Source organism: Achromobacter arsenitoxydans SY8 (assembly GCF_000236785.1).
Lineage (GTDB): Bacteria > Pseudomonadota > Gammaproteobacteria > Burkholderiales > Burkholderiaceae_B > Achromobacter > Achromobacter arsenitoxydans.
In genome coordinates this window covers 121,845-146,611 of sequence record NZ_AGUF01000040.1, presented here as the reverse complement: position 1 = coordinate 146,611, position 24,767 = coordinate 121,845, and the positions used below count along the sequence as shown (strand labels likewise).

The window sequence follows — 24,767 nt, the reverse complement described above, 5'->3', positions numbered from 1 at the left end:
GTGCGTGTCACTCAGTCTTGCAGATTCGGGAATGGGGCAGAAGCGTGGCCGGCGGCCAGCAGCACGTCCTCGGCGCGGCGCACGAAAGGCGCGTCGATCATGCGGCCGTCCAGCAGGAACGCCCCCGTGCCCGCGTGTTCGCGGCTGGCCGCGACCACGCGGCGGGCCTGATCGACCTCGTCGGCCGAGAAACCGAATTCCTCATTGGCGATGGCGATCTGGCTTGGGTGAATGCACGACTTGCCCAGAAAGCCCAGCGACCGGGCCAGGCGCGCCTCCGCCCGAAAGCCGTCGGCGTCCTTCACGCGGGCATAGGCGGCGTCCAGCGCGAACTTGCCGGACGCGCCGGCGGCCAGGCGTAGCGCCAGCAGGATCGGGCGCAGCGTCTCAGGCTCGTAGCGCGCAATGCCAAGCGGCTCGAACAGATCGGCCAGTCCCAGTTGCAGACCGCAGACGCGCTCGTGCGCGGCCGCCAGCTCGGCGGCGCGGGCAAGCGCCTGCGGGGTTTCGATGGTGACGAGGAAACTGCCCTGGAACCCGGCGGCGCTGGCGCGCGACACGGCGTCCTGCACCGACGCGGCGTCCTGGGTCTTCGGCACATTCAGGATGTCGAACGGCACGCCGCCCAGCATGGCCAAGTCGTCGGCGTAATAGGGGGTGTCGGGCGCATTGATGCGGACGATAATTTTCTTGGCATGTGCGGCGCCTGCTTGCTTGCCCAGCCAATCGGCCAGGATGGCGCGCGCCTCGGCCTTGCGTTCCGGCGCGACGGCGTCTTCAAGGTCGAAGGAAATCGCGTCGGCGGCGCTGGCCATGGCCTTATCAAACAATTCCGGGCGTGACGCCGGAACGAACAGCTTGCTTTTCATGCTTGTCTCCTGAGCCGGATTGTGGCGCGGGAGCAAGCTCGGTGGGGCGAGGCGGGATGCGATTAAACGATAGAATATCTATCATTATGAACACCGACTTCCTCCAGACGCTGGTCGCCGTGGCGCGCCACGGCTCCATGGCCGAGGCCGCGCGCCGGCTTGGCCTGACGCATGGCGCGGTCGCGCAGCAGATACGCGCGCTAGAACAGGAACTGGGCGCGCCACTGGTGGCGCGCGCCGGCCGCACCGTCCACCTCACCGCCAAGGCGGCCGAACTGCTGGCCCCTGTGCAGGAGGTTCTGGCGAGCCTGGAACAGATCCGCTACCTGGCGCGGTCCGGCGAAGTGATGGGCGAATTGCGGCTGGGCGCGGGCAACACCGCGCTCAACTCCATGGTGCCGGCCATTCTTGAACGTCTGGTAGCGCGCCATCCGCTGGTGAACGTCGCGCTCACCCCCGGCCACTCCGCGCGCTTCTACCCCGCGGTGGAGGCTGGCGAACTGGACGCGGCAATCGCCCTGGAAGCCCCGTATCCGCTGGCCAAGAGCCTGGGCTGGCAACTCCTGCGCGAAGAGCCCTACGTGCTGGCGGTGGCGCCACGGCTGGCCGGACGCGATCCGCATGCCTTGCTCGCCAGCGAGCCCTTCATCCGCTATCAACGCAACGACTGGGGCGGCCGCCACGTCGACGACTACCTGAAGCGGGTCGGCATCGCGCCGCGCGACCGTTTTGAACTCAACGCCATCGAAGCCATTGCGGTAATGGTCAGCCGCGACCTCGGCGTAGCCATCCTGCCGCTGGCGACCAACGGCGCAATCGAGCGGCTGGGCCTGGCGGTGCTGCCGCTGCCCGCGCCCTGCGAGCCGCGCCGCTTCGGCCTGATCTGGCCGCGCGGGTCGTCGCGGCTGGCGCTGATCCAGGCGTTTCGGGAGATTGCGATTGGGGAGTATGGGAGGGTGGGGGACTCTCAGGATGCGTCCGCTTCATGAAATGCAGAAGGCCCATGTAATCGCATGGGCCTTCTGCTTTTGAACTCAGGCGTACGCCTTCCGGGCAGCCCGCCGAACCCGGCGGCGATACCACCAGGTGAGCCCCGCCCACACCAGCGCCCAGGCGCCAAGGATTGCGCCCATGAAGGGCCAGAAGATAAAGGTGGAGACATCCTCCCAGCCGGGCGCGGTACGTTTCAGCCCGATGGGCGCGCTGATTTCCAGTTCGATCTGTTCGCCCTGAAGCGCGGGCCCGGCTTCTTCCACCGTGAACGTGAGCTGCGAAGTCCCCTCCGCCAGCTTCGGATAGGGCGGCGCGGTTGCTGGCAGCGCGCCATCCATATGGCTTTCAGGCCAGAGCTTGCGGTAGAAATGCGTGGCGCTGGCGCCGCTGCGCGGAGCCGCGGCTAGCACGACGTCCAGTCCCTTGCCATCGCGCACCCGAATCCGCACCGGCTCTCCGGGGTTGATCAAGCCCCGCTTCGCGTCCGGCGCGCCCACACGCGTTGTGTATTCCCCCAATTCGGGCCGCTCCCTGCCCATCGGGCCGCCAAAACGCGCCTCCATCCACAGTGGCGCCTCGCGGATGCGATAAACCTCGGCATGCGCCGTCTGACCGGCCGTAAGCGTGATCGGCGTCAGCGTCGCATCGGCGGACGGCACATACCGCAGCATGCCCACCGTGAACCACGCCATGGCGGCCAGCCAAAGCGCCCAACCCGTCACTAGCGACATTTTGAAGAACGTGCGCCACATATTGTGCGATCCAGGATTTGCCAGCGACAGAGGGTACCGCAATTGGAGTGGGAGACTCGCCGCGCAGCCACCGATAGGGGCGAGCGCAAGCCGCGCCAGGCCGCTATTCCGACGATGCAATAATCCGCCTTTGGCGGGTCGACGACGCACGAGTATTCGCCGGCCGTGGAATAACCCTTTATTCGCATATATAAGGAAACATCCATCTTGTCGCAACGCGTTCGATTTTTCTCTGCGCCGGCCTTGCGCCGGGCAGTGCCGCTGCTGGCGCTGCTGGCCGCAGCAAGCAGCGGCCCAAGTCTCGCCGACACGCCGGCCAAGTCTGACGCCGCCTCAAATACGTCCGCCCCGGCGTTGCGCAAGCTGAACCCCGCCCCGACACACGCCTACGAGATACGGCTGACCCTTTCCAATGCCTCCGACCTTTCAAGCGCGGCCGACGGCAAATCGCCATTTACGGTGGTCGAGGGCGTCGCGCAGTTCGACGCCAGCAACGCGGCCCGCTGCGGCCGATCCAATGCCCTGGCGGGCAACGTGCCCACGCTTTCCAGCCATGAACCATTCCGCCTTTCCCGCATATCGGCCACCGAATATATAGGCACGGTATACGCCGACATGCTGCTCGACGAAGACTATTACGGGCGAGGGGTATGCCATTGGCAGTTGACTGAAGCCCGCGTCGCCGTGAGCGCGCAAACAGACAGCGCTGATTCACGCTTCGTCGCAGGCCTGCCAGCGCAAAAGGTGCTCGCTGCCGGCACACAGGCGCGCTATTTCTGGAAAGGGTATTACCCCAGCTTCGAGCAGCGGCGACATACCGACTACGGCCGCGATCAGCTCGACGCCGTCCCGGCCGACAGGCGCGGCGAGTTTTTCGTCATGACATTGACGTCCAGGAAAATCGCGGGCGACGTTCAAGGCCGGTGAATGGCCGGCCTGATGCAACCGAAGCGCCTGGCGCCAAGGTTTCTGAGTTACAGTGACGCCCAAAATAAAACAGGCTTGGGCCGCTTCGCGGCCAGGTTGCATCGGGCATGTCGGAGGCGCGCAATAAGTCATTTCAATGACTTGCCGCGCCAAAACACCCATCTCTCAACAATGAAACCTTTGGGGTAATGGTCAAAATGAGAAAGTTGGCACTGCTTGTCGTCCTGCCGTCACTGCTCGCGGGATGCACTACCGGACAGATGAACATGCTGATGGGCACGCGGAACAAGACCTACAACGATGTCAATGCAGTCTGGGTCGGCAGGACGGAAGAACAGCTGATTTCCAAGTGGGGCCCTCCCAAGAAGAGCTACACGCTTGAAAGCGGAGCAAAAATCGTGTCGTACGAAGACATCTGGGGCCCTATGTCCGCCTATCACGTATGCGCAGAGAAATTCATGATTGAAAAGGGCATGGTGACCAAGTGGGGCATTTCGGATTGCCCTGATCGCATTTCGGGCACGCTTCCGAAAGACACGCCGATTCCCCAACCGACGTTGTAGCGGGAAGCGTTCTGGGATTGCTCAGAGCGAAATCAAGGGGTCGTTCAACCCTCTGCACCAGGGTTAAATCCACCCCGCAACGGTCTTTTCCACCCACCACTGCCGCAGTAAAAATCACCGTCCAATTTCCAACCCTCTGATTTTCCGACCCTTTTTTCTGGCACGGATTTCGCATGAGGAAACGCACCCCAACCAACCGCAACACAGGAGGGCGTTCCCATCATGGGTCCGTATCGGAAATTATGGTTCACGCTGATTGCCGTGCTGGCGATCACATTTGCACTGCTGGGCTTCTACGGCGGCGAGGTTTACCGTCAGGCCCCGCCCATTCCCGGACAAGTCGTCACGACCGAAGGCCGTGCGCTGTTCGGCCGCGACGACATCCTGGACGGGCAGACCGCCTGGCAGTCCGTGGGCGGCATGCAGCTCGGCTCGGTCTGGGGCCACGGCGCGTACCAGGCGCCCGACTGGACGGCGGACTGGCTGCATCGCGAGCTCATGGCCTGGCTGGACCTGGCCGCGCGCGACGAGCACGGCCAGGCCTATGACAAGCTGCCCGCGCCGGCGCAGGCGGCCTTGCGCGCAGCGCTCAAGGCCGAGTACCGCGGCAACCGCAGCGATGCGGCCACCGACACGCTGACCATCACGCCGCGCCGCGCGCTCGCCATCGAGCAGACGGCGGCCTACTACGACCAGTTGTTCTCGGACGCGCCGGCCCTGCACGGCAGCCGCGAAAGCTTCGCCATGAAGGAAAACACGCTGCCCGACGCAGCGCGCCGCACGCAACTGTCGCAGTTCTTCTTCTGGACAGCGTGGGTTGCAGCGACCGAGCGCGAAGGCATGTCGGTCACGTACACCAATAACTGGCCGCACGAGCCGCTCATCGACAACCGCCCCAGCGCTGAAAACGTGATGTGGTCCATCATCAGCGTCGTGGTGCTGCTGGCAGGTATCGGCTTCCTGGTATGGGCCTGGGCGTTCCTGCGCGGCGAGGAAGAAGAAGAGCCGCAGCCGCCCGCGCGCGACCCGCTCACCACTTTTGCCTTGACGCCGTCGCAGCGCGCCCTGGGCAAATACCTGTTCCTGATCGTGGCGCTGTTCGGCTTCCAGGTACTTCTGGGCGGCTTTACCGCCCACTACACAGTCGAAGGGCAGACGTTCTATGGCATCGACGTATCCCAGTGGTTCCCCTATTCGCTGGTGCGCACCTGGCATATCCAGAGCGCCCTGTTCTGGATCGCAACCGGGTTTCTGGCCGCCGGCCTGTTCCTGGCTCCGCTGATCAACGGCGGGCGCGATCCCAAGTTCCAGAAGGCCGGGGTCGACATTCTTTTCTGGGCGCTGGTGCTGGTGGTGGTCGGATCGTTTACCGGCAACTACCTGGCTATTGCACAGATCATGCCGCCGGAGTGGAATTTCTGGCTGGGCCATCAAGGCTATGAATACGTGGATCTGGGCCGCCTGTGGCAGATCGGCAAGTTCGCCGGCATCTGCTTCTGGCTGGTGCTGATGCTGCGCGGCATCGTGCCCGCGCTGCGCACGCCGGGCGGCGACAAGAACCTCCTGGCGCTGCTGACTTCGTCTGTCGGCGCCATTGGCCTGTTCTACGGCGCCGGCTTTTTCTACGGTGAACGCACGCACCTGACCGTGATGGAGTACTGGCGCTGGTGGATCGTCCACCTGTGGGTCGAAGGCTTCTTTGAAGTGTTCGCCACGACCGCGCTGGCCTTCATTTTCTCGACGTTGGGTCTGGTGTCGCGCCGCATGGCGACCACGGCCAGCCTGGCCTCGGCTTCGCTGTTCATGCTGGGCGGCATTCCCGGCACGTTCCACCACCTGTACTTCGCGGGCACGACGACGCCCGTGATGGCGGTGGGCGCAAGCTTCTCGGCGCTGGAAGTCGTGCCGCTTATCGTGCTGGGCTACGAGGCCTGGGAGAACTGGCGCCTGAAGAACCGCGCGCCGTGGATGGCCGACCTGAAGTGGCCGCTGATGTGCTTTGTGGCCGTGGCCTTCTGGAACATGCTGGGCGCGGGCGTGTTCGGCTTCATGATCAACCCGCCGATCTCGCTGTATTACATCCAGGGCTTGAATACCACGCCGGTCCATGCGCACGCCGCGCTGTTCGGGGTGTACGGGTTCCTGGCGCTGGGCTTCACCTTGCTGGTGCTGCGCTACATCCGTCCGCAATACGCGCTTAGCCCTGGGCTGATGAAGCTGGCGTTCTGGGGCATGAACGCGGGCCTGGTACTGATGATCTTCACCAGTCTGCTGCCGGTGGGCCTGATCCAGTTCCACGCCAGCGTGAGCGAAGGCATGTGGTACGCCCGCAGCGAAGCCTTCATGCAGCAGGACCTCCTGAAGACCTTGCGCTGGGGCCGCACCTTTGGCGACGTGGTGTTCCTTTTGGGCGCGCTTGCCATGGTCATGCAGGTGATCCTGGGCCTGTTGAGCGCGAAGCCCGCGCTGGTCGAGCCGCGCCTGCAGGCCAGGACCGCGCGCGGCTGACGTCGAGCCGCCGGCCTCTTTGCGCCAGCGCAACGAGGCCGGGCCCTGCGGCCTGTCCAATGGAAGCAGAGCCCGCGCCGCGTTGGCGCGGGCGCTCCGGAGAAACTCCGCATGCGCTTCCTGCCGATCGCCGCCGCCATTTCCTTATTGTTGACTGCTTGCGGGCCCGCAGACCGGGCCCGCGTTGCATTGCCGGAACTCACGCGGCTGCCGCCTGGCGAGGTGAGCTATCAGCAGCCGGGCGAGGCGCTGCGCAATGGCTACCCGGTCACGCCCGCGCCAGTGACCGCGCGCCACACGCGCGGCGTGGCCATCATGACGCGCCAGGTCAGCCAGGCGGAGTACGCGGCGTGCGTGCGCGCCGGCGCCTGCAAGCCGCTGGATGCGGCGCATCGCGAGGACTATTCGCCGCAATTGCCGGCCACCGGCATCAGCTGGTCGGACGCCACGGCCTATGCGGCGTGGCTGTCGGGCTCCACCGGCCAACGTTTCCGGCTGCCCCGTTACGCCGAATGGGTCTACGCGGCGGGCGAGGCCTACCGCGAGGAAGCGCCGGTGGCCCTTGCCGGCGACGGCGGAGCCGAGGCGGGCGATCCCGCCCAGCGCTGGCTGGCCGAGTACGAAGCGCAGAGCCGCCGCGGCGGAGAGGGCGCCGACACAGCGGTGCGGCCGTTTGGCGCCCATGGCGTCAATGCGGCAGGACTGCAGGACATGGCGGGCAGCGTGTGGGACTGGACCTCGGACTGCCACACGCGGCGGCTGCTGGACGCACCGGCGGGCGGCGCCGACGACGATGCGGCGCTGACCCGAAATTGCGGCATCCGCGTCGCGGCGGGCCGGCATATCGCCTATCTGCCCGATTTCATTCGCGACCCCAAGAGCGGCGCTTGCTCGGTGGGCGTGCCGCCGGCCAACCTGGGCCTGCGCCTGGTGCTGGAAGAGGGATAGGGGCCGTCGCCGCTAGTGCGCGGCGATTGCTTCCTGCGCTTGAACTGCGGGCGAGCCATCCCGGCACGACAGGCAAGACGCGCAATCCATGGCGGGCTGCGCGTTTTCGAACAGCCGCTCCAGCGCGGCCGGCGACCGCAGCACGATGCGCTTGCGTCCGCTGCTGACGATGCCGCGCTGCTTCCAGTCGCTGAGCAGCCGGCTGACGGTGTGCAGCGTGGTGCCGGTCATTTCGGCGACGTCCTGGCGGGTGATGGGAAAGCTGATGCCGATGCCGTCCTGCATGGGCTGGCCCGATTGCTGCACCAGCCGCAAAATCGCGCGCGCTACGCGCTGTTCGACTTCGTCGGTGGACAGCTCCTGGATGCGCAGGTGCGCGTCCTGCAGGCGCTGTCCCATGGTCTGGAGGGCGATGGCGCTCAGTTGCGGATGGGCGGCCGTGAAGCCTTCCCAGGCGGACGCGGGCCAGGCGAGGCACACGCTTTCCTGCACGGCCACCACGCTGGCGGGATAACAGGACTGCCGCATGGCGCAGGCCAGGCCGAACATGTCGCCGGGATTGACATATCTCACGACAACTTGATCGCCTTCCGATGTAAGTTGTGAGACTTTCAGGCAGCCGTGCAGCAGCACGAAGAAATGGGCGCCGGGCGCGCCCTGGCGGTAGGCGGCTTCGCCGGCTTCAAGGCGGCAGGGAACTGCTTCCCGAAGCGCGGCGTCCAGCTGAGAATCGGACAAGGGCCTGAAGAGATCCAGGTTGCGCAGCAGGGCATGGCATAAAGGCGATGGCATGGCGATCCGCGTGTGGCCGTGGAGAAGTTTTCCACGAGCCGATGGTGACATCGCGAGTGCCCGCTGACAATGCGCGAGCGGCTGCAGGGTTATCCCGAATTTGCGCTGCGACAAAGAACGCGAACTCCCGCGGTACTTCAATGGAGTTGCCGACAGACTCGGCTTTGAAGAAACCGAAAGAGGAGTTGCACATGAACGCGTTGCGCCCAACCTTGCTTGCCGCCGCCCTGGCTTTCACGATGGCTGGCGGCGTGGCTTTCGCCCAGGATGCCGACAAGCTGCCGCGCGCCAAAGTCACCCTGGTCGCCCCGCCGATGGTCCACCCGCATGAGCAGACGGCGAAGTCGGGGCCCAAGGTGGTCGAATTCACCATGTCCATCGAGGAAAAGAAGATGGTCATCGACGGCAAGGGCACCACCCTTCAGGCCATGACCTTCAACGGCTCCATGCCCGGCCCGACGATGGTGGTGCACGAAGGAGACTACGTCGAGGTGACGCTGGTCAATCCGGCCACCAATGCCATGCCCCATAACGTGGACTTTCACGCGGCCACGGGTGCGCTGGGCGGGGCCAAGCTCACCAACGTGAACCCGGGCGAACAGGCCACGCTGCGCTTCAAGGCGGACCGCGCGGGCACCTTCGTCTATCACTGTGCCCCGGAAGGCATGGTGCCCTGGCATGTGGTGTCGGGCATGAGCGGCACGCTGATGGTGCTGCCGCGCGACGGCCTGAAAGACCCCCAAGGCAAGCCGCTGCGCTATGACCGCGCCTACACGATCGGCGAATTCGACCTGTACATCCCCAAGGACGCCAACGGCAAGTACAAGGAATACGCGACCCTGGCGGAAAGCTATGGCGACACCGTGGAAGTCATGCGCAAGCTGACGCCGTCGCACATCGTCTTCAACGGCAAGGTGGGCGCGCTGACCGGCGACAACGCCCTGACCGCGAAGGTGGGCGAAACCGTGCTGCTGATCCATTCGCAGGCCAACCGCGACACGCGTCCGCACCTGATCGGCGGCCACGGCGACTGGGTCTGGGAAACCGGCAAGTTCAACAACCCGCCCGAGAAAGACCTGGAAACCTGGTTCATCCGCGGCGGTTCGGCGGGGGCGGCGCTCTATACGTTCAAGCAGCCGGGCGTCTACGCCTACCTGAACCACAACCTGATCGAAGCCTTTGAGCTGGGCGCGGCCGGGCACATCAAGGTCGAGGGCAAGTGGAACGACGACCTGATGAAGCAGATCAAGGCGCCGGGTCCGATCCCCCGCTGATGGCCTGACAGCAAGGCGCGCGCTGCGCGCCTTGCCGGCTTCTTATTCCCGAACCCATAGCAGAGATCCTTGCCATGCCCAGAATCGCCCTAATCGCCTTTGCCGCCGCCCTGGTCAGCCTGCCGTTCCAGCAGGCTGCGGCGGACTCCGTGGCCGCCGTCAATCCCACCGGAGAAAAACTCTATAAGTCGGCCTGTGTGGTCTGCCATGCCAGCGGCGTGGCCAATGCCCCCAAGCTGGGCGACAAGCAGGCCTGGTCGCCATTCCTGGCGCAGGGCCCCGACGCGCTGATGGTCGCCGTGCTGAAAGGCAAGGGCGCCATGCCGCCGCGCGGCGGCTCGGCGGCCGACGATGCCACGCTGCGCGCGGCCGTCGAATACATGATGGCCGCGGCGCGCTAACGGCCAGCCCGGTTACGTCCGGCGCGCCAGCAGGGCCCAGACGCCGGCGGCCGACAGCAGGGCGCCGCCGCCCAGGTTGAAGCCGCGCTGGGCCCGGGGCGACGCCAGCATGCGCCGGGCCGAGCCGGCGAAGACGGCGTAGGCCGCCGCGTTGACGCCGGCGCAGGCGACAAACGTGGCCGACAGCATCCAGAGCTGCCGCGTCACGTCGCCCGCGGGGTCGATGAACTGCGGCAGGAACGCCACGAAGAAGATCATGCCCTTGGGGTTCAGCGCGGTGACCAGGTAGGTGTTGGCGAAGAGCTTCCAACGCGAGCCGGCGGCCGTCGCAACGGGCAGGGTGGCCGGCGCCACGCCGGCGCGCAACAGCCGGTAGCCCAGGTACAGCAAATACAGGCCGCCGACGGTCTTGACCACCGTGAACCAGAAGGCCGATGCGGCCAGCAGCGCGCCCAGCCCCAGCAGCGACAGCACCAGGGCGGTGGAATCGCCCAGCGCCACGGCGAGCACCAGCGGCAGCCGCGCGCGCTTGCCATGAGTGAGCGAATAGCTGATCACGGTCAGGATGGTGGGGCCGGGCAGCATCACCAGCAGGGCGGAAGCGCCCAGAAAGGCCAGCCAGGTTTCAAGCGACATGGGTCCAGCTCCGGTAATAAAGGGGGCGGCCCGCGGGGCCGGTCTGCGGCCAATGTATCCCAACCCTTGCCGTCTGAAAACCGGGCCGCTCCGGGCGCCGCCGCCCGGTGGTGTTAAATACGGTATTCCCGGACAGTGAACGCCAGCCGGCAGGCTGCGCGAAGGAAACAACATGGCATTTGATTTTGATCTGTTTGTGATCGGCGCGGGCTCGGGCGGCGTGCGCGCGGCGCGTTTCGCCGCGGGCTTCGGCGCGCGCGTGGCGGTGGCGGAAAGCCGCTACCTGGGCGGCACCTGCGTGAACGTGGGCTGCGTGCCCAAGAAGCTGCTGGTCTACGGCGCGCACTATAGCGAAGACTTTGAGCAGGCCCATGGCTTCGGCTGGTCCGCCGCACAGCCGGCCTTCGACTGGCCCACGCTGATCGCCAACAAGAACCGCGAGATCGAACGCCTGAACGGCATCTACCGCAATCTGCTGGTCAACAGCGGCGTGACGCTGCTGGAAGGCCACGCCCGCATCGTGGACCCGCACAAGGTCGAGATCAACGGCAAGACCTACAGTGCCGGCCACATCCTGGTGGCGACGGGCGGCTGGCCCCAGGTGCCGGACATCCCGGGCAAGGAACACGCCATCACCTCCAACGAGGCCTTCTTCCTGAAGGACCTGCCGCGCCGCGTGCTGGTGGTGGGCGGCGGCTACATCGCCGTGGAGTTCGCGTCGATTTTCAATGGCATGGGCGCGCAGACCGTGCAGTCCTATCGCGGGCCGCTGTTCCTGCGCGGCTTTGACCAGGCCGTGCGCGAGCACCTGCGCGACGAACTCGTCAAGAAGGGCATCGACCTGCGCTTCAACACCGAGGTTGCGCGGATCGACAAGCAGGCGGACGGTTCGCTCGCCGCCACCTTGAAGGACGGCTCCGTCATCGAGACGGACTGCGTGTTCTATGCCACCGGCCGCCGTCCGATGCTGGACAATCTGGGGCTGGAGAATACCGGCGTCAAGCTCAAGAAAGACGGCTTCATCGAGGTGGACGACGAGTACCGCACGGCCGAGCCGTCCATCCTGGCGATCGGCGACGTCATCGGCCGCGTGCCGCTGACGCCGGTGGCGCTGGCCGAAGGCATGGCCGTGGCGCGCCGCCTGTTCCGTCCCGAGGAATACCGCAAGGTGGACTACAAGCTGATTCCCACCGCGGTGTTCAGCCTGCCGAACATCGGCACCGTCGGCATGACGACCGAAGAGGCGCGCGAGGCCGGCCACGAGGTCAAGCTGTTCGAAAGCCGCTTCCGCCCCATGAAGCTGACGCTGACCGAGTCGCAGGAAAAGACGCTGATGAAGCTGATTGTCGACGCCAAGACCGATCGCGTGCTGGGTGTGCACATGGTCGGCCCGGAAGCGGGCGAGATCGTGCAGGGGCTGGCGGTGGCGCTGAAGGCGGGCGCGACCAAGCAGGTCTTCGACGAAACCATCGGTATTCACCCCACGGCCGCGGAAGAGTTCGTGACGCTGCGCACCCCGGTCGCGCAGTAAGCCCGCCGGGCCCGGACGCTACAGGCGTTCGATCAACGCGCGCGCCGCCGCCGGCGCGCGCGTTTTTTCCCCGTTGATGAAGTACGCGAATACGTCCTGCGGCCCTGCGTGGGCGGCGGGATTTGCCTGCGTCACGCGGGGCAGGTCGGCCGGATCGCCGCCGCGCGACCATGCGCGCAGGCGCTCGGCCCAGGCATCGAGCGCCTTGGGGGCGTAGCCGGCCTTATAGGAATCGCTGGCGCGCATCAGGCGCGCATAGATAAAGCCAGCCGTCCGGTCGGCGATCTGGGGATATTCGTCGCTGTCGGTGTAGACGGTCGCGGCGCGGTGGCGGCGGGCCAGTTCGACGTATTCCTCGCAGGCAAAGCTGGCATGGCGCACGTCCAGCGCGTGGCGCAAGGGCAGGCCGTCCAGCGTCGCGGGCAACAGTTCCAGGAACGCGCCGAAGTCGTCCGGGCTGAAGACCTTGGTGGGCGCGAACTGCCAGACGATGGGCCCCAGCTTTGGTCCCAGTTCGGCGATGCCGCTGTGCAGGAAGCGGTCGATTGATTCCTTTGCGCCCGCCAGTTCCCGGCGGTTGGTCGCGTAGCGCGACGCCTTTAGCGAAAACACGAACTCCTCGGGCGTTTCGTCGCGCCACTTGGCAAACGTGGCCGGCTTCTGGGTGCTGTAGTAGGTGCCGTTGATCTCGATGGCGGTGAGCTGGCGGCTGGCGTATTCCAGTTCGCGGGCGTGGGGCAGGTCTTCGGGGTAGAACACCCCGCGCCAGGGCGCGTAGGTCCAGCCGCCGATGCCGATACGGATGGCGGCGGACTTGTTACCTGGGGACGGATGGCGTTTCGGCATGGCCGGGCTCCACGGCGATGAACGATCGGTCAACTGTATCGCCCGCGCGACTGGCCGGTAAACCCTGGCACAAAAATCCGCTGTTCCGGTACAGATTTGCGATAAGGTGTGCATTCCCGATCCGATTTCCGTCCGGCGCGCGCCGGCTCATCATGCCCGATCTGACTCATTTGCTGACGTTCGCCCTGGTAGCGCTGGGCATGGTGCTCACGCCCGGGCCCAACATGATTTACCTGGTGTCCCGATCCATCTCGCAAGGCGCGCAGGCGGGCCTGATTTCCCTGGGGGGCGTGGCGGTCGGATTCGTGTTCTACGTGGCCTGCGCGGCGTTCGGCATCACCGCCTTGCTGATGGCCGTGCCCTACGCCTACGACGCGCTGCGCATTGGCGGCGCCATCTACCTGCTGTACATGGCGTGGCAGGCGGTCCGCCCGGGCGGCCGTTCGCCGTTCCAGGTGTATGACCTGCCCAAGAGCAGCCCGCGCCAGCTCTTCACGATGGGGCTGGTGACCAACCTGCTCAATCCCAAGATCGCCGTCATGTATGTGTCGCTGCTGCCGCAGTTCATCCAGCCCGAGCACGGCAGCGTGTTCACGCAGACGCTGGCGCTGGGCATGACGCAGGTCGCGATCAGCCTGTCGGTCAACGCCCTGATCGCCATCACGGCCGGTTCCATCGCCGGCTTCCTCGCGGGCCGTCCGCTGTGGATGGTGGTGCAGCGCTGGCTGATGGGCACGGTGCTGGCCGGCCTGGCCGTGCGCATGCTTGCCGATACGCGCCGCTGATGCCGGACCAGGACGGTTTCTTCGCAACGCTGGGCGGCGTGCTCGGCGAGGGCCTGCGCGCCATCGTGGCGGGCATCAAATGGCTGCTGGGCGGACTGGGCGGCGCCCTGGGCGACTTCTACGCGGGTCTGGCCGGGGCGATGGGCATGAGCCCGTCCATCTTCAACCTGGTGCTGCTGGTCCTGGGACTGATGTTCCTGTGGGCCGCCGTGAAGGCGCTGCTGCGGCGCTCGATCATCGGCTTCCTGTTCTGGCTGTTGATGACGCTGCTGGTGCTGGGCGGGCTGGTCGACTAGGCCCGCACCCGGCCTTGCTCAGGCGCCTTGGTGAAATATCTGGGCCAGGGCTTCTTGCAGCAGGGCGACGCGCGGGTTGGCGGCCCCTTCCCGAAAGATCAGCGCCACCACGCTGGAGGGCGGTTCCGGGTGCACGCGTATCTGCTTGACCGACCCCGCCAGCAGCGGGCTGCGGCGCAGCAGCGTCATGTCCGGGACGATGCCGATGCCCAGGCCGGCGGCGATGAACTGGATGCCGGTTGTCGGATTGGTCGATTCGACCACGGGCAGGGGAGCGGGCAGCCCGGCATGCGTGAAACAGTCTTCGATAAGCTTGCGGCCCATTGATCCCTCTGCGGGCATCACCCAGCGCTCCTGCGATAGACGGGACCAGTCCACGCGCCGCGACCGGACCAGCGGGTGCTTTGCCGGCCCGACCACCGCGAACTGCACCTCGAACAGCTTGATGCATCGAAGCGCGCCCGCGCCGGATTCCAGTAATTGCAGGGGGAATGTCGTGATCAGCGCGTCTATCTCCCCTTGCTGTAGCGCCTGAATCAGGGCGGGAACCCGGTCTTCCATCAGTTGCACGCGCAGGGGCGACGGCTGGTTGACCAGCTTTTCGACCACGCCGCTCAGATAGGTCTGCGCCACGAAGGGCGGCGCGCCGATCCGGATTTTGGCGGCGAAGCGATCGGCGGTCGAGGCGTCGGTGCGCAGATGCGCAAGTTCTTCAAGCAGCATCGCGGCGCCGCGCAGCACCACGGCCCCCTGCGCGGTGGGCGCCAGGCCTCGCGCCGTGCGCAGGAACAGGACAAAGCCAAACGCGTTTTCGATTTCGGTCAGCGCTTTGCTCAGGGCCGGCTGCGTCAGGTTCAGCGCCTGGCTTGCCGCCCGAAGGCTGCCGGTGCTTTGCAGCACCTGCAGCATGCGCAGATGGCGAAAGCGCAATTTCGCCACCAGATGGTCGGCTTCGATGGGTGGGCTCCTTTTCGGGGATACAACTTAAAGTTATCGCGATATCAAAATATATCAATTTTTCTATTAGCTGCGATCCCGTATTCTGCATGCAAAACAAGGAGACAGCATGCAACGCCGCACCTTCTGCCTGGGCGCCCTGGGCGCCGGTCTGATGTCGCATTTCGCCGCCCAAGCCGCGGGAACCTATCCGTCCAGGGCGGTGCGCATCGTCGTGCCCTATGCCGCCGGAGGCGGGCCCGACATCATGGTGCGGCAGTTCGGGCCCAAGCTCAGCCTGACGATGGGACAGCCCATCGTGGTGGAAAACAAGGTGGGCGCGGGCGGCGTGCTGGCGGCGCAATATGTCGCCCAGGCCGCTCCCGACGGCTATACCGTGCTGCTGGGTTCGAACTCGCACCTGATCCAGAAGGCGTTGCAGCCGACGCTGGCGTTCGATCCGGCAGGCGATTTCGCGCCGGTCACCGTCATCGGCACGTCGCCCAGCGTGCTTGTCGTATCTGCCGGTTCGCCGTACCGCAGCGTGCAGGACCTGATTGCCGCCTTGCGGGCGCGTCCAGGCAAGATGAACTACGCGTCCGGCGGCGTGGGGTCGGCGGCGCATCTTGGCGGCGCCACCTTTGCCGCGCTGGTCGGGGCGGAAGCGGTGCATGTGCCGTTCAAGGGTTCGGTGGAGATTCCGATCTCGCTGACGCGCGGGGACACCGATTTCGCGTTCACGATCGCGGGAACCGCCATTCCCCAGGTCAAGAGCGGAAGGCTGCGCGCCCTGGCCGTGACCAGCCGCGAGCCCATGGCCGAGCTTCCTGATGTGCCCCCGCTGCACGAGCTCCTGCACAGCGACCTGGCGGTCCAGGAATTCTGGTTTGGCCTGTGGCTGCCGGGGAAGCCGGGCGCCGACGTGGTCGACACGCTTTATGCCGCGACGACGGCGGCGCTCAAGGACAGCACGGTCAGGCGCGATTTCGAGGCGGCGGGGATCCGCGTGATCCAGAGCGACAGTCCCCGGGCCGCCGCCGCCTTCGTCCGCGACGAATACCAGAAATGGGCCGACATCATAAAACTGGCCGGCGTTTCCGCCGGCTGACTTGGATACTCATGGCTAAACCACTCGAAGGCATACGCGTGCTGGATCTGTCGCACGTGATCGCAGGCCCGCTCACCTCGTTCTACCTGGCCCAACTGGGCGCCGAAGTCATCAAGGTGGAACCGCCCCTGGCGGGCGAGGTGCTGCGGTCGATGACCAACGGCGTCGATACCGACACGCCCACCGGCTTTGCGGCCATCAACGCCGGCAAGCAGTCGCTGGCGCTGGACATCAGGACACGGCAAGGCGCCGAACTGCTTCGCGGCCTGGCCGCGTCGGCCGATGTCTTCATCGAGAACTTCCGGCCGGGCGTGGTCGCCCGTTACGGGCTTGACTACGCGTCCATCCAGGCGGTCCGGCCCGACATCGTGTATTGCTCGATCTCGGGCTTCGGCCAGCACGGAGACTGGTCGCAGCGCGGCGCCTATGACCACGTGGTCCAGGCCATGACGGGCATGATGATGATGTCGGGGGAGGGCGACGATGCGCCTCCGCTGAAGGTGGGCTTCCCCGTGATCGACGTCGCGGTCGGCATGCTGGGCGCATTGTCCATCGTATCGTCCCTGCACCGCCGGTCCCGCGACGGCGTCGGCCAGTATATCGACGCGTCGATGGTCCAGGCCTCGCTGATGCTGATGTATCCCAACACGTGCGCCTATCTGACCGATGGCACGCCAACGCGGCGAGTCGGCAATCGCGGCTATACGGGCAGCCCCGCTGCGGACACCTACCGCTGTTCGGACGGGTGGCTGGCGGTGGCGGCAAATACGCCGGAACAGTTCCGCAAGCTGACCGCCGCCATCGGGATCGAGGCGCTGTGCAGCGACCCCCGGGCGCTGGATCTGGCCGCGTTCAACCGCCCCAACGGCTTCGTGGTGCCGAACGATCGAGATTATGTCGCCGAACGGCTGCGGCAGGCGTTCTCTAGCCGGAGCGCGGCGCAGCTTGAGGAATTGCTGGGCCATGCGGAGGTTCCGGCGGCCCGGGTCAGGAAGCTGGAGGAATTCCTGCACGAGGTCGACACGACCGGCTGCGTGGACCTGCCCGACCACCGCTTCCGCCAAGACGGGCGCGAAGTGCGGACCCACGGAATCGGATTCGCCTTTGGCCAGGATGGCGGGCCGACGCCGGCCGGCGCGCCTGCGCTGGGCGAGGGCGCCTACGCCGTGCTGGCCAGGGCCGGCCTGGACGAAGCGCGCATCGCTGAATTGGAGCGGGCCGGCATCATCCGGACCCAGGCAGGGGCGGCCACGCCTTCGGCACACTGACTATATATATCGACACCCGGAGAATCCATGACACAACTTCTACAAGAGCGCACCGCCATCGTGACCGGAGCCGGACGCGGCCTAGGCCGCGCGCATGCATTGGAACTGGCGCGCCATGGCGCTAAGGTGCTGGTCAACGACATGGGCGCGGACCAGCCCGGTTCGGCGGCGCAGGCCGTCGCGGACGCCATCTGCGCGGCGGGCGGCGACGCCTGCGTGCATGGCGCCGACGTCACGGACCCGCTGCAAGTCCAGGCGATGGTCGAGATGGCCATCGAACGATGGGGGCGTGTCGATATCCTGGTGAACAACGCGGGAATTCTGCGCGACAAGAGCTTTGCCAAGATGACCCTGGAGGATTTCAGGCTCGTGATGGAAGTCCACGTCATGGGCGCCGTGCACTGCACTCACGCGGTGTGGAACACCATGCGCGCGCAGAACTATGGCCGCATCGTAATGACCACGTCGTCCTCCGGCCTCTATGGAAACTTCGGTCAGTCCAACTACGGCGCGGCGAAGATGGCGCTGGTCGGTTTGATGCAGACCTTGGCGCTGGAAGGCGAACGCCATGGCGTGCGGGTCAACTGCCTTGCGCCGACGGCGGCGACGGCCATGACCGAAGGCCTGCTGGAACCGCAGGCGCTGGAACTGCTTGCGCCCGAGACAGTCAGCCCGGCCCTGATCGCGCTGGTGGCGGAAGGCGCGCCCAGCCGGACGGTGCTGATGGCGGGCGCGGGAAGCTTCGAGCAGGCCCATATCACCATGACCCGCGGCATCTTCCTGGACGAAGCGGAGTTGTCGGCAAACGCCCTGATCGGCCGTCTGGACGAGGTCGCGGATCGCAGCGGGGAAACCGTTCCCGTCACGGGCTTTGACCAATTGCGCCACGAGATCGCCAAGGCGCAGGCAGGCCGCCAATCGCGCGCCGTTCTTGAACAGACAATCTGACCCGGATCCGCGCCATGCATAGCAGGGAAGTCGTTGTCTTGTCCGGCGTGCGCACGCCCATCGGCAGTTTCGGCAAAGGCCTGAAGGACGTGCCGCCCGTCGCCCTGGCGGCGGAAGTCGTCCGCGCCGCCGTTGCGCGGGCGGCGCTTGATCCCGCGCAGGTGGAACACGTCTGCTTCGGCCAGGTCATCAACACCGAGCCGCGCGACCTGTATCTGTCGCGTGTGGCGGCCATCGAAGCCGGCTGCGGCGAGCACACGCCGGCCTTCAATGTGAACCGCCTTTGCGGCTCGGGCCTGCAGGCGGTGGTTTCCGCCGCGCAGGCCATCCTGCTGGGAGATTGCACGGTCGCGGTCGCCGGCGGCGCGGAAAGCATGTCGCGCGCGCCCTATGCCAGCGCGTCGCAGCGTTTTGGCGCACGCATGGGCGACGCGCCCATGGTGGATATGCTGCTGGGCGCGCTGCACGATCCCTTTCACCGCATACACATGGGCGTTACGGCGGAGAACATTGCCAAGCGGTACGGCATCACGCGCGAGGCGCAGGATGCGCTCGCCGTCGAAAGCCATCGCCGCGCCGCGCGGGCCATCGCCGAAGGACGTTTCGATTCCCAGCTGGCGCCCGTCATGGCGCCCTCGCGAAGGGGCCGCATTCCTTTCGTGCGGGACGAGCATGTCCGCGCCGACATCAGCCTGGACGACCTTGCCGGCCTGAAACCCGTCTTTGCGCAGGACGATGGCACCGTTACCGCAGGCAACTCCTCGGGCATCAATGACGGCGCCGCCGCGCTGGTGCTGATGGAGCGGGCCAGCGCCCAGGCCTGCGGCGCCCGGCCCCTGGCCCGGCTGGTTGCCTATGCCCACGCGGGCGTGGATCCGCGCTACATGGGCATCGGTCCGATTCCCGCCACGCGCGCCGCCTTGGACAAGGCAGGCCTGTCGGCGGCCGACATGGACGTCATTGAATCCAATGAAGCGTTCGCGGCGCAGGCCCTGGCCGTTGCGCGCGAACTGGAGCTGGACCCGGACAAGCTCAATCCGAACGGGTCCGGCATCGCGCTGGGGCATCCGGTGGGCGCTACGGGCGCCATCATCGCCGTCAAGGCCCTGCACGAGCTTCACCGCGTGGGCGGCCGCTATGCGCTGGTCACCATGTGCATCGGCGGCGGGCAGGGCATCGCCGCCATTTTTGAACGCATCTGACGCGCGGGAAGCGCGGCCATTCCCTTTCTCTCGATCCTCTGAACACATGTCGCGCAATCCAGATTCTCTTTCCGTGATCCGCCCGTTTCCCTCCGTCCAGTCGCTCATCGACTTCGTGGGGCAGCCGCCCATCGCTTCCGGGACGATTGCGATCACCCAGGAAATGATTGATCAGTTCGCGCGGGTCACGCGCGACGGCCAGTGGATTCATGTAGACCGGGAAAGAGCAAGGGCGGAGTCCGCCTACGGCGACACCATCGCGCATGGATTCCTTGTGATGTCATTGCTGACGGACTGGCAGGCCAGCTGCATCGCTTTTCCGGGCGCGATCATGGCGCTGAACTACGGGTTCGACAAAGTCCGCTTCACGTCGCCCGTCCTGTCTGGTTCCCGCGTATCGGCCAGTTTTGCATTGACGCAAGTGGTCGAAACCAGACCCGGCGAAGCGCGCTGCGCCTGGACTGTCGCAATCCAGGCCGAGGGCGCGCCGCGGCCATCGGTGCATGCCGATTGGCTGATCCTGGTGCGCTACGGCGAGCCGCGGGCAGAGTAGACGGCCGTCACGTCCGCGTAGCGGCCGACGCGGCAGCCGCCAGCGCCACGTCGCGCAGCCTGCGCAGCAGCGCCGGAAACCGTTCTGCGCCCGTATTCCCGTAACCGATGACCAGCCCGTTGTCTTCTTCGCGCGGCGTCAGTGCGAACGTCGACAGCGCGCTGGGATTCATGCCCATCCTGCGCGCCTGTTCCACGATCGCCACATCGGGAAACGCCGGCGGCAGCCGCACCGTCAGATGCAGGCCGCTGTGCCCGCCCAGCACTTCGTGGTCTATCCCCAGATGCGCGGCCAGCGCTTCGCGCAGGGCGGCCTGGCGTTCGCGGTACAGGCGCCGCATGCGGCCCAGGTGCCGCGAGAACTGGCCGTTTTCGATGAAGGCGGCCATGGTCAGCTGTTCCAGCCGGTGGCCGCCGCGCAGCATCTCTGTGATGGAGGGCATCGCTTGCGCGGCGATGGCCTGGGGCAACACCAGAAATCCCAGCCGCAGGGCGGGGAACATGGTCTTGCTGAACGTGCCTACGTACAGCACCGGCGCGTCGGGCAGCAGGCCCTGCATGGCGGCTATCGGTTCTCCCTGGTGGCGGAATTCGCTGTCGTAGTCGTCTTCGATGATCCAGGCGCCCGCGCGGCGCGCGCGTTCCAGCAGATCGAGCCGGCGCGTCAGGGACAGCACCGCGCCGGTGGGGTACTGGTGCGACGGCGTGGTCTGGATCAGGCGGGGCGGCTGTGCGGTCCAGGCGCTGTCCGGGATGACGATGCCGTCGGCGTCGACGCGCATCGCCACCACGTTCAGGTCTCCCGCATGGAAGGCGGACTTGGCGCCGCGGTAGCCCGGGTCTTCCAGCCAGGCGGTGTCGCCGGGGTTGGTCAGCAACTGCACGCACAGCGCCAGCGCGCCTTGGGCGCCCTCGGTGATGACGATGCGCGACGCGTCGCAATGCACGCCGCGCGACACGCGCAGGTATTGGGCGATGGCCTCGCGCAGCGCGGGTTCGCCCACGGGGTGGCCGTAGCCCAGGGCGGTGGCCGGGGCGGACTGCAGGGCGCGGTCCTGCGCCCGGCGCCATGCGCTGATGGGAAACTGGGTCAGGGCCGGCGTGCCGGGCGTCATGGGCAAGGAGCCGTCGTGCGCGTAGCGCGTGGACACGATGCGGGCAAGCCGCCTGGCGGTGGCCGGGGCGGGGGCCGCGTCCGGGGCGGCGGCCTGGCTGGCCGCGCTGCGGGCGGCGGCCGACAGGGGCGCCACGCGCGTGCCCTGCCGGTCCGCGATTACGTAGCCCTCGGCCGTCAGTTGCTCGTAGGCGATCAGCACCGTGTTGCGCGAGATCTCAAGATCCTCGGACAGCGTGCGCGAGGAGGGCAGCTTGCCGCCCGCCGGCAGCTGGCCGGCCAGGATGGCCTGCTTCAGGCGCTGGATGAGCTGGCGCTGGCGGGGCAGGGCGCCGGGCCCGCGCGACAGGGGGCTGGACAGCAGCGAGGCGCCCGCGCGACCGCTCAGGGGAGTGTCAATCATGGCCCTATTAAATCCGAGGTTCGTGGCGCTTTTTATGATGCCACGATTCCGATATCGTGAGGGCCTGCGTGTTGCGCCCGCCACCGCCGGCGGCGCTCCCCAACCTGGATGAGGCTACGTCGCATGCAACCCCGCACCAATGCTTTCCAACAACCCATCGGCCCGGACCTGCCCGGCTGGAGCGCGCGTCCGCGTCCCCCGCTGGAAGCGGCAACCGGCCGCTATTGCAGGCTGGAACCCCTGTCGGCCGAGCGCCATGCGGCGGACCTGTACCAGGCTTTCAGCCAGGCGCCCGACGACAGCGACTGGACCTACATGAGCGTGGGACCCTTTGCGGACGAAGCCGCCTACCGCGCATTCGCGGAGGGCGCGCAGGCGGGCAATGACCCGCTGCACCACGCCATCATCGACCTGAAAACGGGCCGCGCCATCGGTACGCTGGCGCTGATGCGCATTGATCCGGCCAACGGCGTCATCGAGGTCGGTTTCGTGTCGTTCTCGCGCCAGCTCAAGCGCACCCGCATCGCCACCGAGGCGCAGTTCCTGCTGATGCGCCGCGCGTTCGATGAACTCGGCTACCGCCGCTATGAATGGAAGTGCGACAGCCTGAACGCGCCGTCGCGCGCCGCCGCGCTGCGCCTGGGATTCCAGTTCGAAGGCGTGTTCCGCCAGGCCACGGTGTACAAGGGCCGCAGCCGCGACACGGCGTGGTTCTCGATCATCGACAGCGAATGGCCCGCCCTGCGCGCCGCCTATGAGCGCTGGCTCAGCCCGGACAACTTCGACGCCGAAGGCAACCAGCGCAAGGGCCTGGCCGAACTGGCCGCCCAGGAAAAGGCCGCGTGCGCCTGATCCCGGTTGCGCTGGCCCTGTTCTGGGGGCTGAACTGGCCGGCGGTGAAGATCATTCTGTCGATCTTCCCGCCGTTCACGCTGCGCGTGCTTGGCCTGGGCAGCGGTGCGCTGCTGCTGTTGCTGTTGGCGGGCGCCAAGCGTTTGCCGCTGCTGCCGCCGCGCAGCGCGTGGCCGGGCATTCTGGTCGGCGGCGTGCTGGCGGTGGCCGTCTTCAACCTGGCGGTCGCGTGGGCGCAGCTCAGCACCAGCACGTCGCGCGCGGCGGTGCTGACTTTCACCATGCCGATGATGTCCGCCGTGCTGGCCTGGCTGGTGCTGGGCGAACGCCTGGACCGGCGCCGCGGTCTGGCGCTGCTGCTGGGCGCGTGCGGCGTGGCGGTGCTGGCCTGGCCGGTGCTGCACGCGGTGTTCGCGGAGCGCGACATCGCCGCCGCCAAGGGGCTGATATTTCCGCTGGTGGCGGCGTTCGGCTGGGCTGCCGGCACCGTTTACCTGAAGCGCTGGCCGGTGGCCGGCAACCGCATCGTGGTGACGGCCTGGCAACTGGTGGTTGGCGCAAGCTGCGCGCTGGCGGGCGTGCTGATCGCCGGCGAATCGTTTCCCACGCAAGGCTGGACCGCAAGCGTCGCGGGCGCGCTGTCGTTTCACATCATCCTGGGCACGGCCGTGGCCTACTGGCTGTGGTTCGTGCTGAGCGAGCGCGTCAGCGCCACCGTTGCCGCGCTGACGACGCTGATGGTGCCGGTCGTGGGCGTGCTGGGCGCGATGGCGCTGGTGGGCGACCGCCCCGGCGCGGCGGACTGGTGGGGCTTTGCCTTTGTGCTGGCCGGGGCGGGGATGATTGTGCTGAACCTGGGTCAGCGCCGGGGCTGATCCGCGCCGTAGGCGGGCGTCGGCATCCAGGAACCGTGCAGGCCCGCCGGTACGCGGCGCGGCAGGCGGACTCGCGCGACCGGACCCGCCGCCAGATCGCGCGCGTCCAGCACGATGAACAGGCCGCCGGGGTCGTTGGCCGCATGCACGAACGACAGGATGTAGCCGTCCGCTTCGCCCGCGCCTGGCGGATCGGCGGCAAATACCGGTTCGCAGGCGGTCTGCCCGGCGGGCAGGCGAAAGACCGTCTTGGCGCCCGTGTCCAGATCGTAGCGGGCAAAGGCCTCGAAAGCGCCAGGCTGCGGCGTTTCGCCAGGGCGCGGGTCGCGCAGGCCGACATAGCAGTAGCGCGTCCGCCGGCCCAGCCACGCATCGTTGACCCGGCCGAATTCGCAGGGCTGGTCGTCCAGCATCTGGTCTTGCACGCGGCCGCTGGCCGTGTCGATGCGCACCCGGTGTAATTCCAGCCGCTTGCGCGCGCCCGGCCCGTAGCCGTCGTGCCAGGGCATCACGGCCTCGATCACGGCGCCGTCCGCGTGGGCGTTGGCGATGTGCCAATTGAAAAACGGATCCGCTTCTATCCACTGGATCTGGGCCGGGTCCGCGCAGTCGCGCGGGATCAGCAGCACGCGCGTGCCGCGCTGCGGTTCCCAGGCGGGCGCCGCCGGCCCCCGGCTGAAATCGAACACCAGCGGACACACGAACGCGACCACGTGCGTCGCCGTCAGGCCGATGTCGTGGACCAGCGCCGGCCACGGCGAGGCGAATTGCACCTGGCGGTCGACCTGGCCATGCGCGTTCACGCGCATGTATTCCAGCGTGCCCGCGATCAGGTCGTAATTCACCGCCAGCATCTCGCCGGTGGCGGGATCGACCTTGGGATGCGCGGAGCACGCGCCCGTCAGTCTGCCCTGGAAGGTTTCGGGCCCCAGCGTGGCCAGCGCGCCGTCCATTTCATAGGGACAGCCGCCTTCGTACAGCGCGTAGATCCGGCCGGCGTGGCGCAGCACATTGGCGTTGGCCAGGTTGGCCTGCGGCGGCGGACCGAAGGTGGGGTTGTAGATCCGGCGGCCGGCGAGGCGCTCTTCCTGTAATTCACGGGTGAGCACCCAGCGGTTGCGGTAGCGCGCGCGTCCCGCGTCCAGGTGCAGGGCATGGACCATGCCGGTGCCGTCGTAGGGGTAGGCGTAGCCCGGGACCGGCTCGAACTGCGGATTCGGGCCGTTGCGCATGAAGACCCCGTTCAGGCCCGCGGGTAGTTCGCCGTCGACCTGCAGGTCCGTGTCGTCGCGTTCGTCGAAGACGGGGGCGAAGGCTTGCGCCAGGGCGGGGTTGTCGCTGTGCCAGGGTTGCATGGGCGGCTCCGGGGGAGTTTTGTTCATGCTACC

General features: G+C 67.0%; 25 protein-coding genes. 17 read left to right on the top strand and 8 right to left on the bottom strand.

Going from position 1 to position 24,767, the window contains the following annotated elements; genetic code table 11:
• Positions 1-11: 11 nt before the first annotated feature.
• Complete coding sequence (locus KYC_RS10185) at positions 12-869, bottom strand: HpcH/HpaI aldolase/citrate lyase family protein (protein ID WP_008161645.1); 858 nt, start codon at positions 867-869, stop codon at positions 12-14.
• A gap of 86 nt (positions 870-955) precedes the next feature.
• Between KYC_RS10185 and KYC_RS10180 the strand changes: the two genes are divergently transcribed.
• Positions 956-1,858, top strand: coding sequence for a LysR substrate-binding domain-containing protein (locus KYC_RS10180; protein ID WP_008161643.1), 903 nt, complete (start codon positions 956-958; stop codon positions 1,856-1,858).
• A gap of 45 nt (positions 1,859-1,903) precedes the next feature.
• On the opposite strand, the gene KYC_RS10175 is transcribed toward KYC_RS10180, so the two are convergent.
• Positions 1,904-2,614, bottom strand: coding sequence for a hypothetical protein (locus KYC_RS10175; protein WP_008161641.1), 711 nt, complete (start codon positions 2,612-2,614; stop codon positions 1,904-1,906).
• Positions 2,615-2,869: 255 nt separating this feature from the next.
• On the opposite strand from KYC_RS10175, the gene KYC_RS10170 reads away from it, so the two are divergent.
• The 4 genes from KYC_RS10170 (at position 2,870) to KYC_RS10155 (ending at position 7,560) form a co-directional block, all read left to right on the top strand.
• Entirely contained in the window at positions 2,870-3,541 is a 672-nt protein-coding gene (locus KYC_RS10170; protein ID WP_238531910.1) for a hypothetical protein, read from the top strand.
• A 206-nt stretch (positions 3,542-3,747) separates the two neighbouring features.
• Positions 3,748-4,104, top strand: coding sequence for a hypothetical protein (locus KYC_RS10165; RefSeq protein WP_238531909.1), 357 nt, complete (start codon positions 3,748-3,750; stop codon positions 4,102-4,104).
• A gap of 222 nt (positions 4,105-4,326) precedes the next feature.
• Positions 4,327-6,612: a nitric-oxide reductase large subunit gene (locus KYC_RS10160; protein ID WP_008161634.1), complete on the top strand. Its 2,286-nt coding sequence runs from the start codon at positions 4,327-4,329 to the stop codon at positions 6,610-6,612.
• A gap of 111 nt (positions 6,613-6,723) precedes the next feature.
• Complete coding sequence (locus tag KYC_RS10155) at positions 6,724-7,560, top strand: formylglycine-generating enzyme family protein (RefSeq protein WP_008161631.1); 837 nt, start codon at positions 6,724-6,726, stop codon at positions 7,558-7,560.
• Positions 7,561-7,572: 12 nt separating this feature from the next.
• Here the strand turns inward: KYC_RS10155 and KYC_RS10150 are convergent, their stop codons facing one another.
• Positions 7,573-8,352, bottom strand: coding sequence for a Crp/Fnr family transcriptional regulator (locus KYC_RS10150; RefSeq protein WP_008161629.1), 780 nt, complete (start codon positions 8,350-8,352; stop codon positions 7,573-7,575).
• Between the two features lie 191 nt (positions 8,353-8,543).
• Between KYC_RS10150 and nirK the strand changes: the two genes are divergently transcribed.
• Positions 8,544-9,626, top strand: coding sequence for a copper-containing nitrite reductase (gene nirK / locus KYC_RS10145; RefSeq protein ID WP_008161627.1), 1,083 nt, complete (start codon positions 8,544-8,546; stop codon positions 9,624-9,626).
• A 74-nt stretch (positions 9,627-9,700) separates the two neighbouring features.
• Complete coding sequence (locus KYC_RS10140) at positions 9,701-10,027, top strand: c-type cytochrome (RefSeq protein ID WP_008161625.1); 327 nt, start codon at positions 9,701-9,703, stop codon at positions 10,025-10,027.
• A gap of 12 nt (positions 10,028-10,039) precedes the next feature.
• On the opposite strand, the gene KYC_RS10135 is transcribed toward KYC_RS10140, so the two are convergent.
• On the bottom strand, positions 10,040-10,663 hold the full coding sequence (locus tag KYC_RS10135) for a LysE family translocator (RefSeq protein WP_008161623.1): 624 nt from the start codon (positions 10,661-10,663) through the stop codon (positions 10,040-10,042).
• Positions 10,664-10,835: 172 nt separating this feature from the next.
• Here KYC_RS10135 and gorA point away from each other — a divergent pair, with 172 nt between their 5' ends.
• Positions 10,836-12,194 carry a glutathione-disulfide reductase gene (gene gorA / locus KYC_RS10130; RefSeq protein WP_008161621.1) on the top strand — a complete coding sequence of 453 codons (1,359 nt, stop codon included), beginning with the start codon at positions 10,836-10,838 and terminating at the stop codon, positions 12,192-12,194.
• A gap of 18 nt (positions 12,195-12,212) precedes the next feature.
• On the opposite strand, the gene KYC_RS10125 is transcribed toward gorA, so the two are convergent.
• On the bottom strand, positions 12,213-13,040 hold the full coding sequence (locus tag KYC_RS10125) for a DUF72 domain-containing protein (RefSeq protein WP_008161619.1): 828 nt from the start codon (positions 13,038-13,040) through the stop codon (positions 12,213-12,215).
• Positions 13,041-13,192: 152 nt separating this feature from the next.
• Here KYC_RS10125 and KYC_RS10120 point away from each other — a divergent pair, with 152 nt between their 5' ends.
• Complete coding sequence (locus tag KYC_RS10120; protein ID WP_008161618.1) at positions 13,193-13,825, top strand: LysE family translocator; 633 nt, start codon at positions 13,193-13,195, stop codon at positions 13,823-13,825.
• Entirely contained in the window at positions 13,825-14,121 is a 297-nt protein-coding gene (locus KYC_RS10115) for a hypothetical protein (protein WP_008161615.1), read from the top strand. The genes KYC_RS10120 and KYC_RS10115 overlap by 1 nt, the downstream gene beginning before the upstream one ends.
• Positions 14,122-14,139: 18 nt before the next feature.
• Here the strand turns inward: KYC_RS10115 and KYC_RS10110 are convergent, their stop codons facing one another.
• Entirely contained in the window at positions 14,140-15,060 is a 921-nt protein-coding gene (locus tag KYC_RS10110) for a LysR family transcriptional regulator (RefSeq protein WP_238531908.1), read from the bottom strand.
• 127 nt (positions 15,061-15,187) lie between these two features.
• Here KYC_RS10110 and KYC_RS10105 point away from each other — a divergent pair, with 127 nt between their 5' ends.
• From KYC_RS10105 to KYC_RS10085, 5 genes are read left to right on the top strand one after another with little or no spacing between them, the layout of a single operon-like run.
• A complete protein-coding gene (locus KYC_RS10105; protein ID WP_008161612.1) occupies positions 15,188-16,165 on the top strand; it encodes a Bug family tripartite tricarboxylate transporter substrate binding protein in 978 nt (325 codons plus the stop codon).
• 11 nt (positions 16,166-16,176) lie between these two features.
• Positions 16,177-17,433 carry a CaiB/BaiF CoA transferase family protein gene (locus KYC_RS10100; protein ID WP_043518046.1) on the top strand — a complete coding sequence of 419 codons (1,257 nt, stop codon included), beginning with the start codon at positions 16,177-16,179 and terminating at the stop codon, positions 17,431-17,433.
• A 27-nt stretch (positions 17,434-17,460) separates the two neighbouring features.
• The gene (locus KYC_RS10095) at positions 17,461-18,381 is read left to right on the top strand and encodes an SDR family NAD(P)-dependent oxidoreductase (RefSeq protein WP_008161606.1); all 921 of its coding nucleotides are present in this window, start codon (positions 17,461-17,463) and stop codon (positions 18,379-18,381) included.
• A 14-nt stretch (positions 18,382-18,395) separates the two neighbouring features.
• Positions 18,396-19,583, top strand: coding sequence for an acetyl-CoA C-acyltransferase family protein (locus KYC_RS10090; RefSeq protein WP_043518044.1), 1,188 nt, complete (start codon positions 18,396-18,398; stop codon positions 19,581-19,583).
• A gap of 46 nt (positions 19,584-19,629) precedes the next feature.
• Complete coding sequence (locus tag KYC_RS10085) at positions 19,630-20,136, top strand: MaoC family dehydratase (protein WP_008161603.1); 507 nt, start codon at positions 19,630-19,632, stop codon at positions 20,134-20,136.
• Between the two features lie 7 nt (positions 20,137-20,143).
• On the opposite strand, the gene pdxR is transcribed toward KYC_RS10085, so the two are convergent.
• Entirely contained in the window at positions 20,144-21,652 is a 1,509-nt protein-coding gene (gene pdxR, locus KYC_RS10080) for a MocR-like pyridoxine biosynthesis transcription factor PdxR (protein ID WP_008161602.1), read from the bottom strand.
• 123 nt (positions 21,653-21,775) lie between these two features.
• Here pdxR and KYC_RS10075 point away from each other — a divergent pair, with 123 nt between their 5' ends.
• Together KYC_RS10075 and KYC_RS10070 are read left to right on the top strand one after the other, a co-directional pair.
• A complete protein-coding gene (locus KYC_RS10075) occupies positions 21,776-22,504 on the top strand; it encodes a GNAT family N-acetyltransferase (protein WP_008161601.1) in 729 nt (242 codons plus the stop codon).
• The gene (locus KYC_RS10070; protein ID WP_008161600.1) at positions 22,495-23,379 is read left to right on the top strand and encodes a DMT family transporter; all 885 of its coding nucleotides are present in this window, start codon (positions 22,495-22,497) and stop codon (positions 23,377-23,379) included. Before KYC_RS10075 ends, KYC_RS10070 begins: the two co-directional genes overlap by 10 nt.
• Here the strand turns inward: KYC_RS10070 and KYC_RS10065 are convergent.
• Positions 23,364-24,734 (bottom strand): carotenoid oxygenase family protein, encoded by a 1,371-nt coding sequence (locus tag KYC_RS10065; RefSeq protein WP_008161599.1) that lies wholly within the window; start codon positions 24,732-24,734, stop codon positions 23,364-23,366. The two genes, KYC_RS10070 and KYC_RS10065, sit on opposite strands and share 16 nt — an antisense overlap.
• Positions 24,735-24,767 lie beyond the last annotated feature (33 nt).

Bases quoted from the DNA above. Each gene is read 5' to 3' on its own strand.
- gorA (WP_008161621.1), top strand. From the start codon at position 10,836: ATGGCATTTGATTTTGATCTGTTTGTGATCGGCGCGGGCTCGGGCGGC.
- KYC_RS10105 (WP_008161612.1), top strand. From the start codon at position 15,188: ATGCAACGCCGCACCTTCTGCCTGGGCGCCCTGGGCGCCGGTCTGATG.
- KYC_RS10180 (WP_008161643.1), top strand. From the start codon at position 956: ATGAACACCGACTTCCTCCAGACGCTGGTCGCCGTGGCGCGCCACGGC.
- KYC_RS10100 (WP_043518046.1), top strand. From the start codon at position 16,177: ATGGCTAAACCACTCGAAGGCATACGCGTGCTGGATCTGTCGCACGTG.
- KYC_RS10150 (WP_008161629.1), bottom strand. From the start codon at position 8,352: ATGCCATCGCCTTTATGCCATGCCCTGCTGCGCAACCTGGATCTCTTC.
- KYC_RS10175 (WP_008161641.1), bottom strand. From the start codon at position 2,614: ATGTGGCGCACGTTCTTCAAAATGTCGCTAGTGACGGGTTGGGCGCTT.
- KYC_RS10155 (WP_008161631.1), top strand. From the start codon at position 6,724: ATGCGCTTCCTGCCGATCGCCGCCGCCATTTCCTTATTGTTGACTGCT.
- KYC_RS10095 (WP_008161606.1), top strand. From the start codon at position 17,461: ATGACACAACTTCTACAAGAGCGCACCGCCATCGTGACCGGAGCCGGA.
- KYC_RS10065 (WP_008161599.1), bottom strand. From the start codon at position 24,734: ATGCAACCCTGGCACAGCGACAACCCCGCCCTGGCGCAAGCCTTCGCC.
- KYC_RS10185 (WP_008161645.1), bottom strand. From the start codon at position 869: ATGAAAAGCAAGCTGTTCGTTCCGGCGTCACGCCCGGAATTGTTTGAT.
- KYC_RS10075 (WP_008161601.1), top strand. From the start codon at position 21,776: ATGCAACCCCGCACCAATGCTTTCCAACAACCCATCGGCCCGGACCTG.
- pdxR (WP_008161602.1), bottom strand. From the start codon at position 21,652: ATGATTGACACTCCCCTGAGCGGTCGCGCGGGCGCCTCGCTGCTGTCC.
- KYC_RS10125 (WP_008161619.1), bottom strand. From the start codon at position 13,040: ATGCCGAAACGCCATCCGTCCCCAGGTAACAAGTCCGCCGCCATCCGT.
- KYC_RS10090 (WP_043518044.1), top strand. From the start codon at position 18,396: ATGCATAGCAGGGAAGTCGTTGTCTTGTCCGGCGTGCGCACGCCCATC.
- KYC_RS10085 (WP_008161603.1), top strand. From the start codon at position 19,630: ATGTCGCGCAATCCAGATTCTCTTTCCGTGATCCGCCCGTTTCCCTCC.
- KYC_RS10140 (WP_008161625.1), top strand. From the start codon at position 9,701: ATGCCCAGAATCGCCCTAATCGCCTTTGCCGCCGCCCTGGTCAGCCTG.
- KYC_RS10120 (WP_008161618.1), top strand. From the start codon at position 13,193: ATGCCCGATCTGACTCATTTGCTGACGTTCGCCCTGGTAGCGCTGGGC.
- KYC_RS10115 (WP_008161615.1), top strand. From the start codon at position 13,825: ATGCCGGACCAGGACGGTTTCTTCGCAACGCTGGGCGGCGTGCTCGGC.
- KYC_RS10135 (WP_008161623.1), bottom strand. From the start codon at position 10,663: ATGTCGCTTGAAACCTGGCTGGCCTTTCTGGGCGCTTCCGCCCTGCTG.
- nirK (WP_008161627.1), top strand. From the start codon at position 8,544: ATGAACGCGTTGCGCCCAACCTTGCTTGCCGCCGCCCTGGCTTTCACG.
- KYC_RS10160 (WP_008161634.1), top strand. From the start codon at position 4,327: ATGGGTCCGTATCGGAAATTATGGTTCACGCTGATTGCCGTGCTGGCG.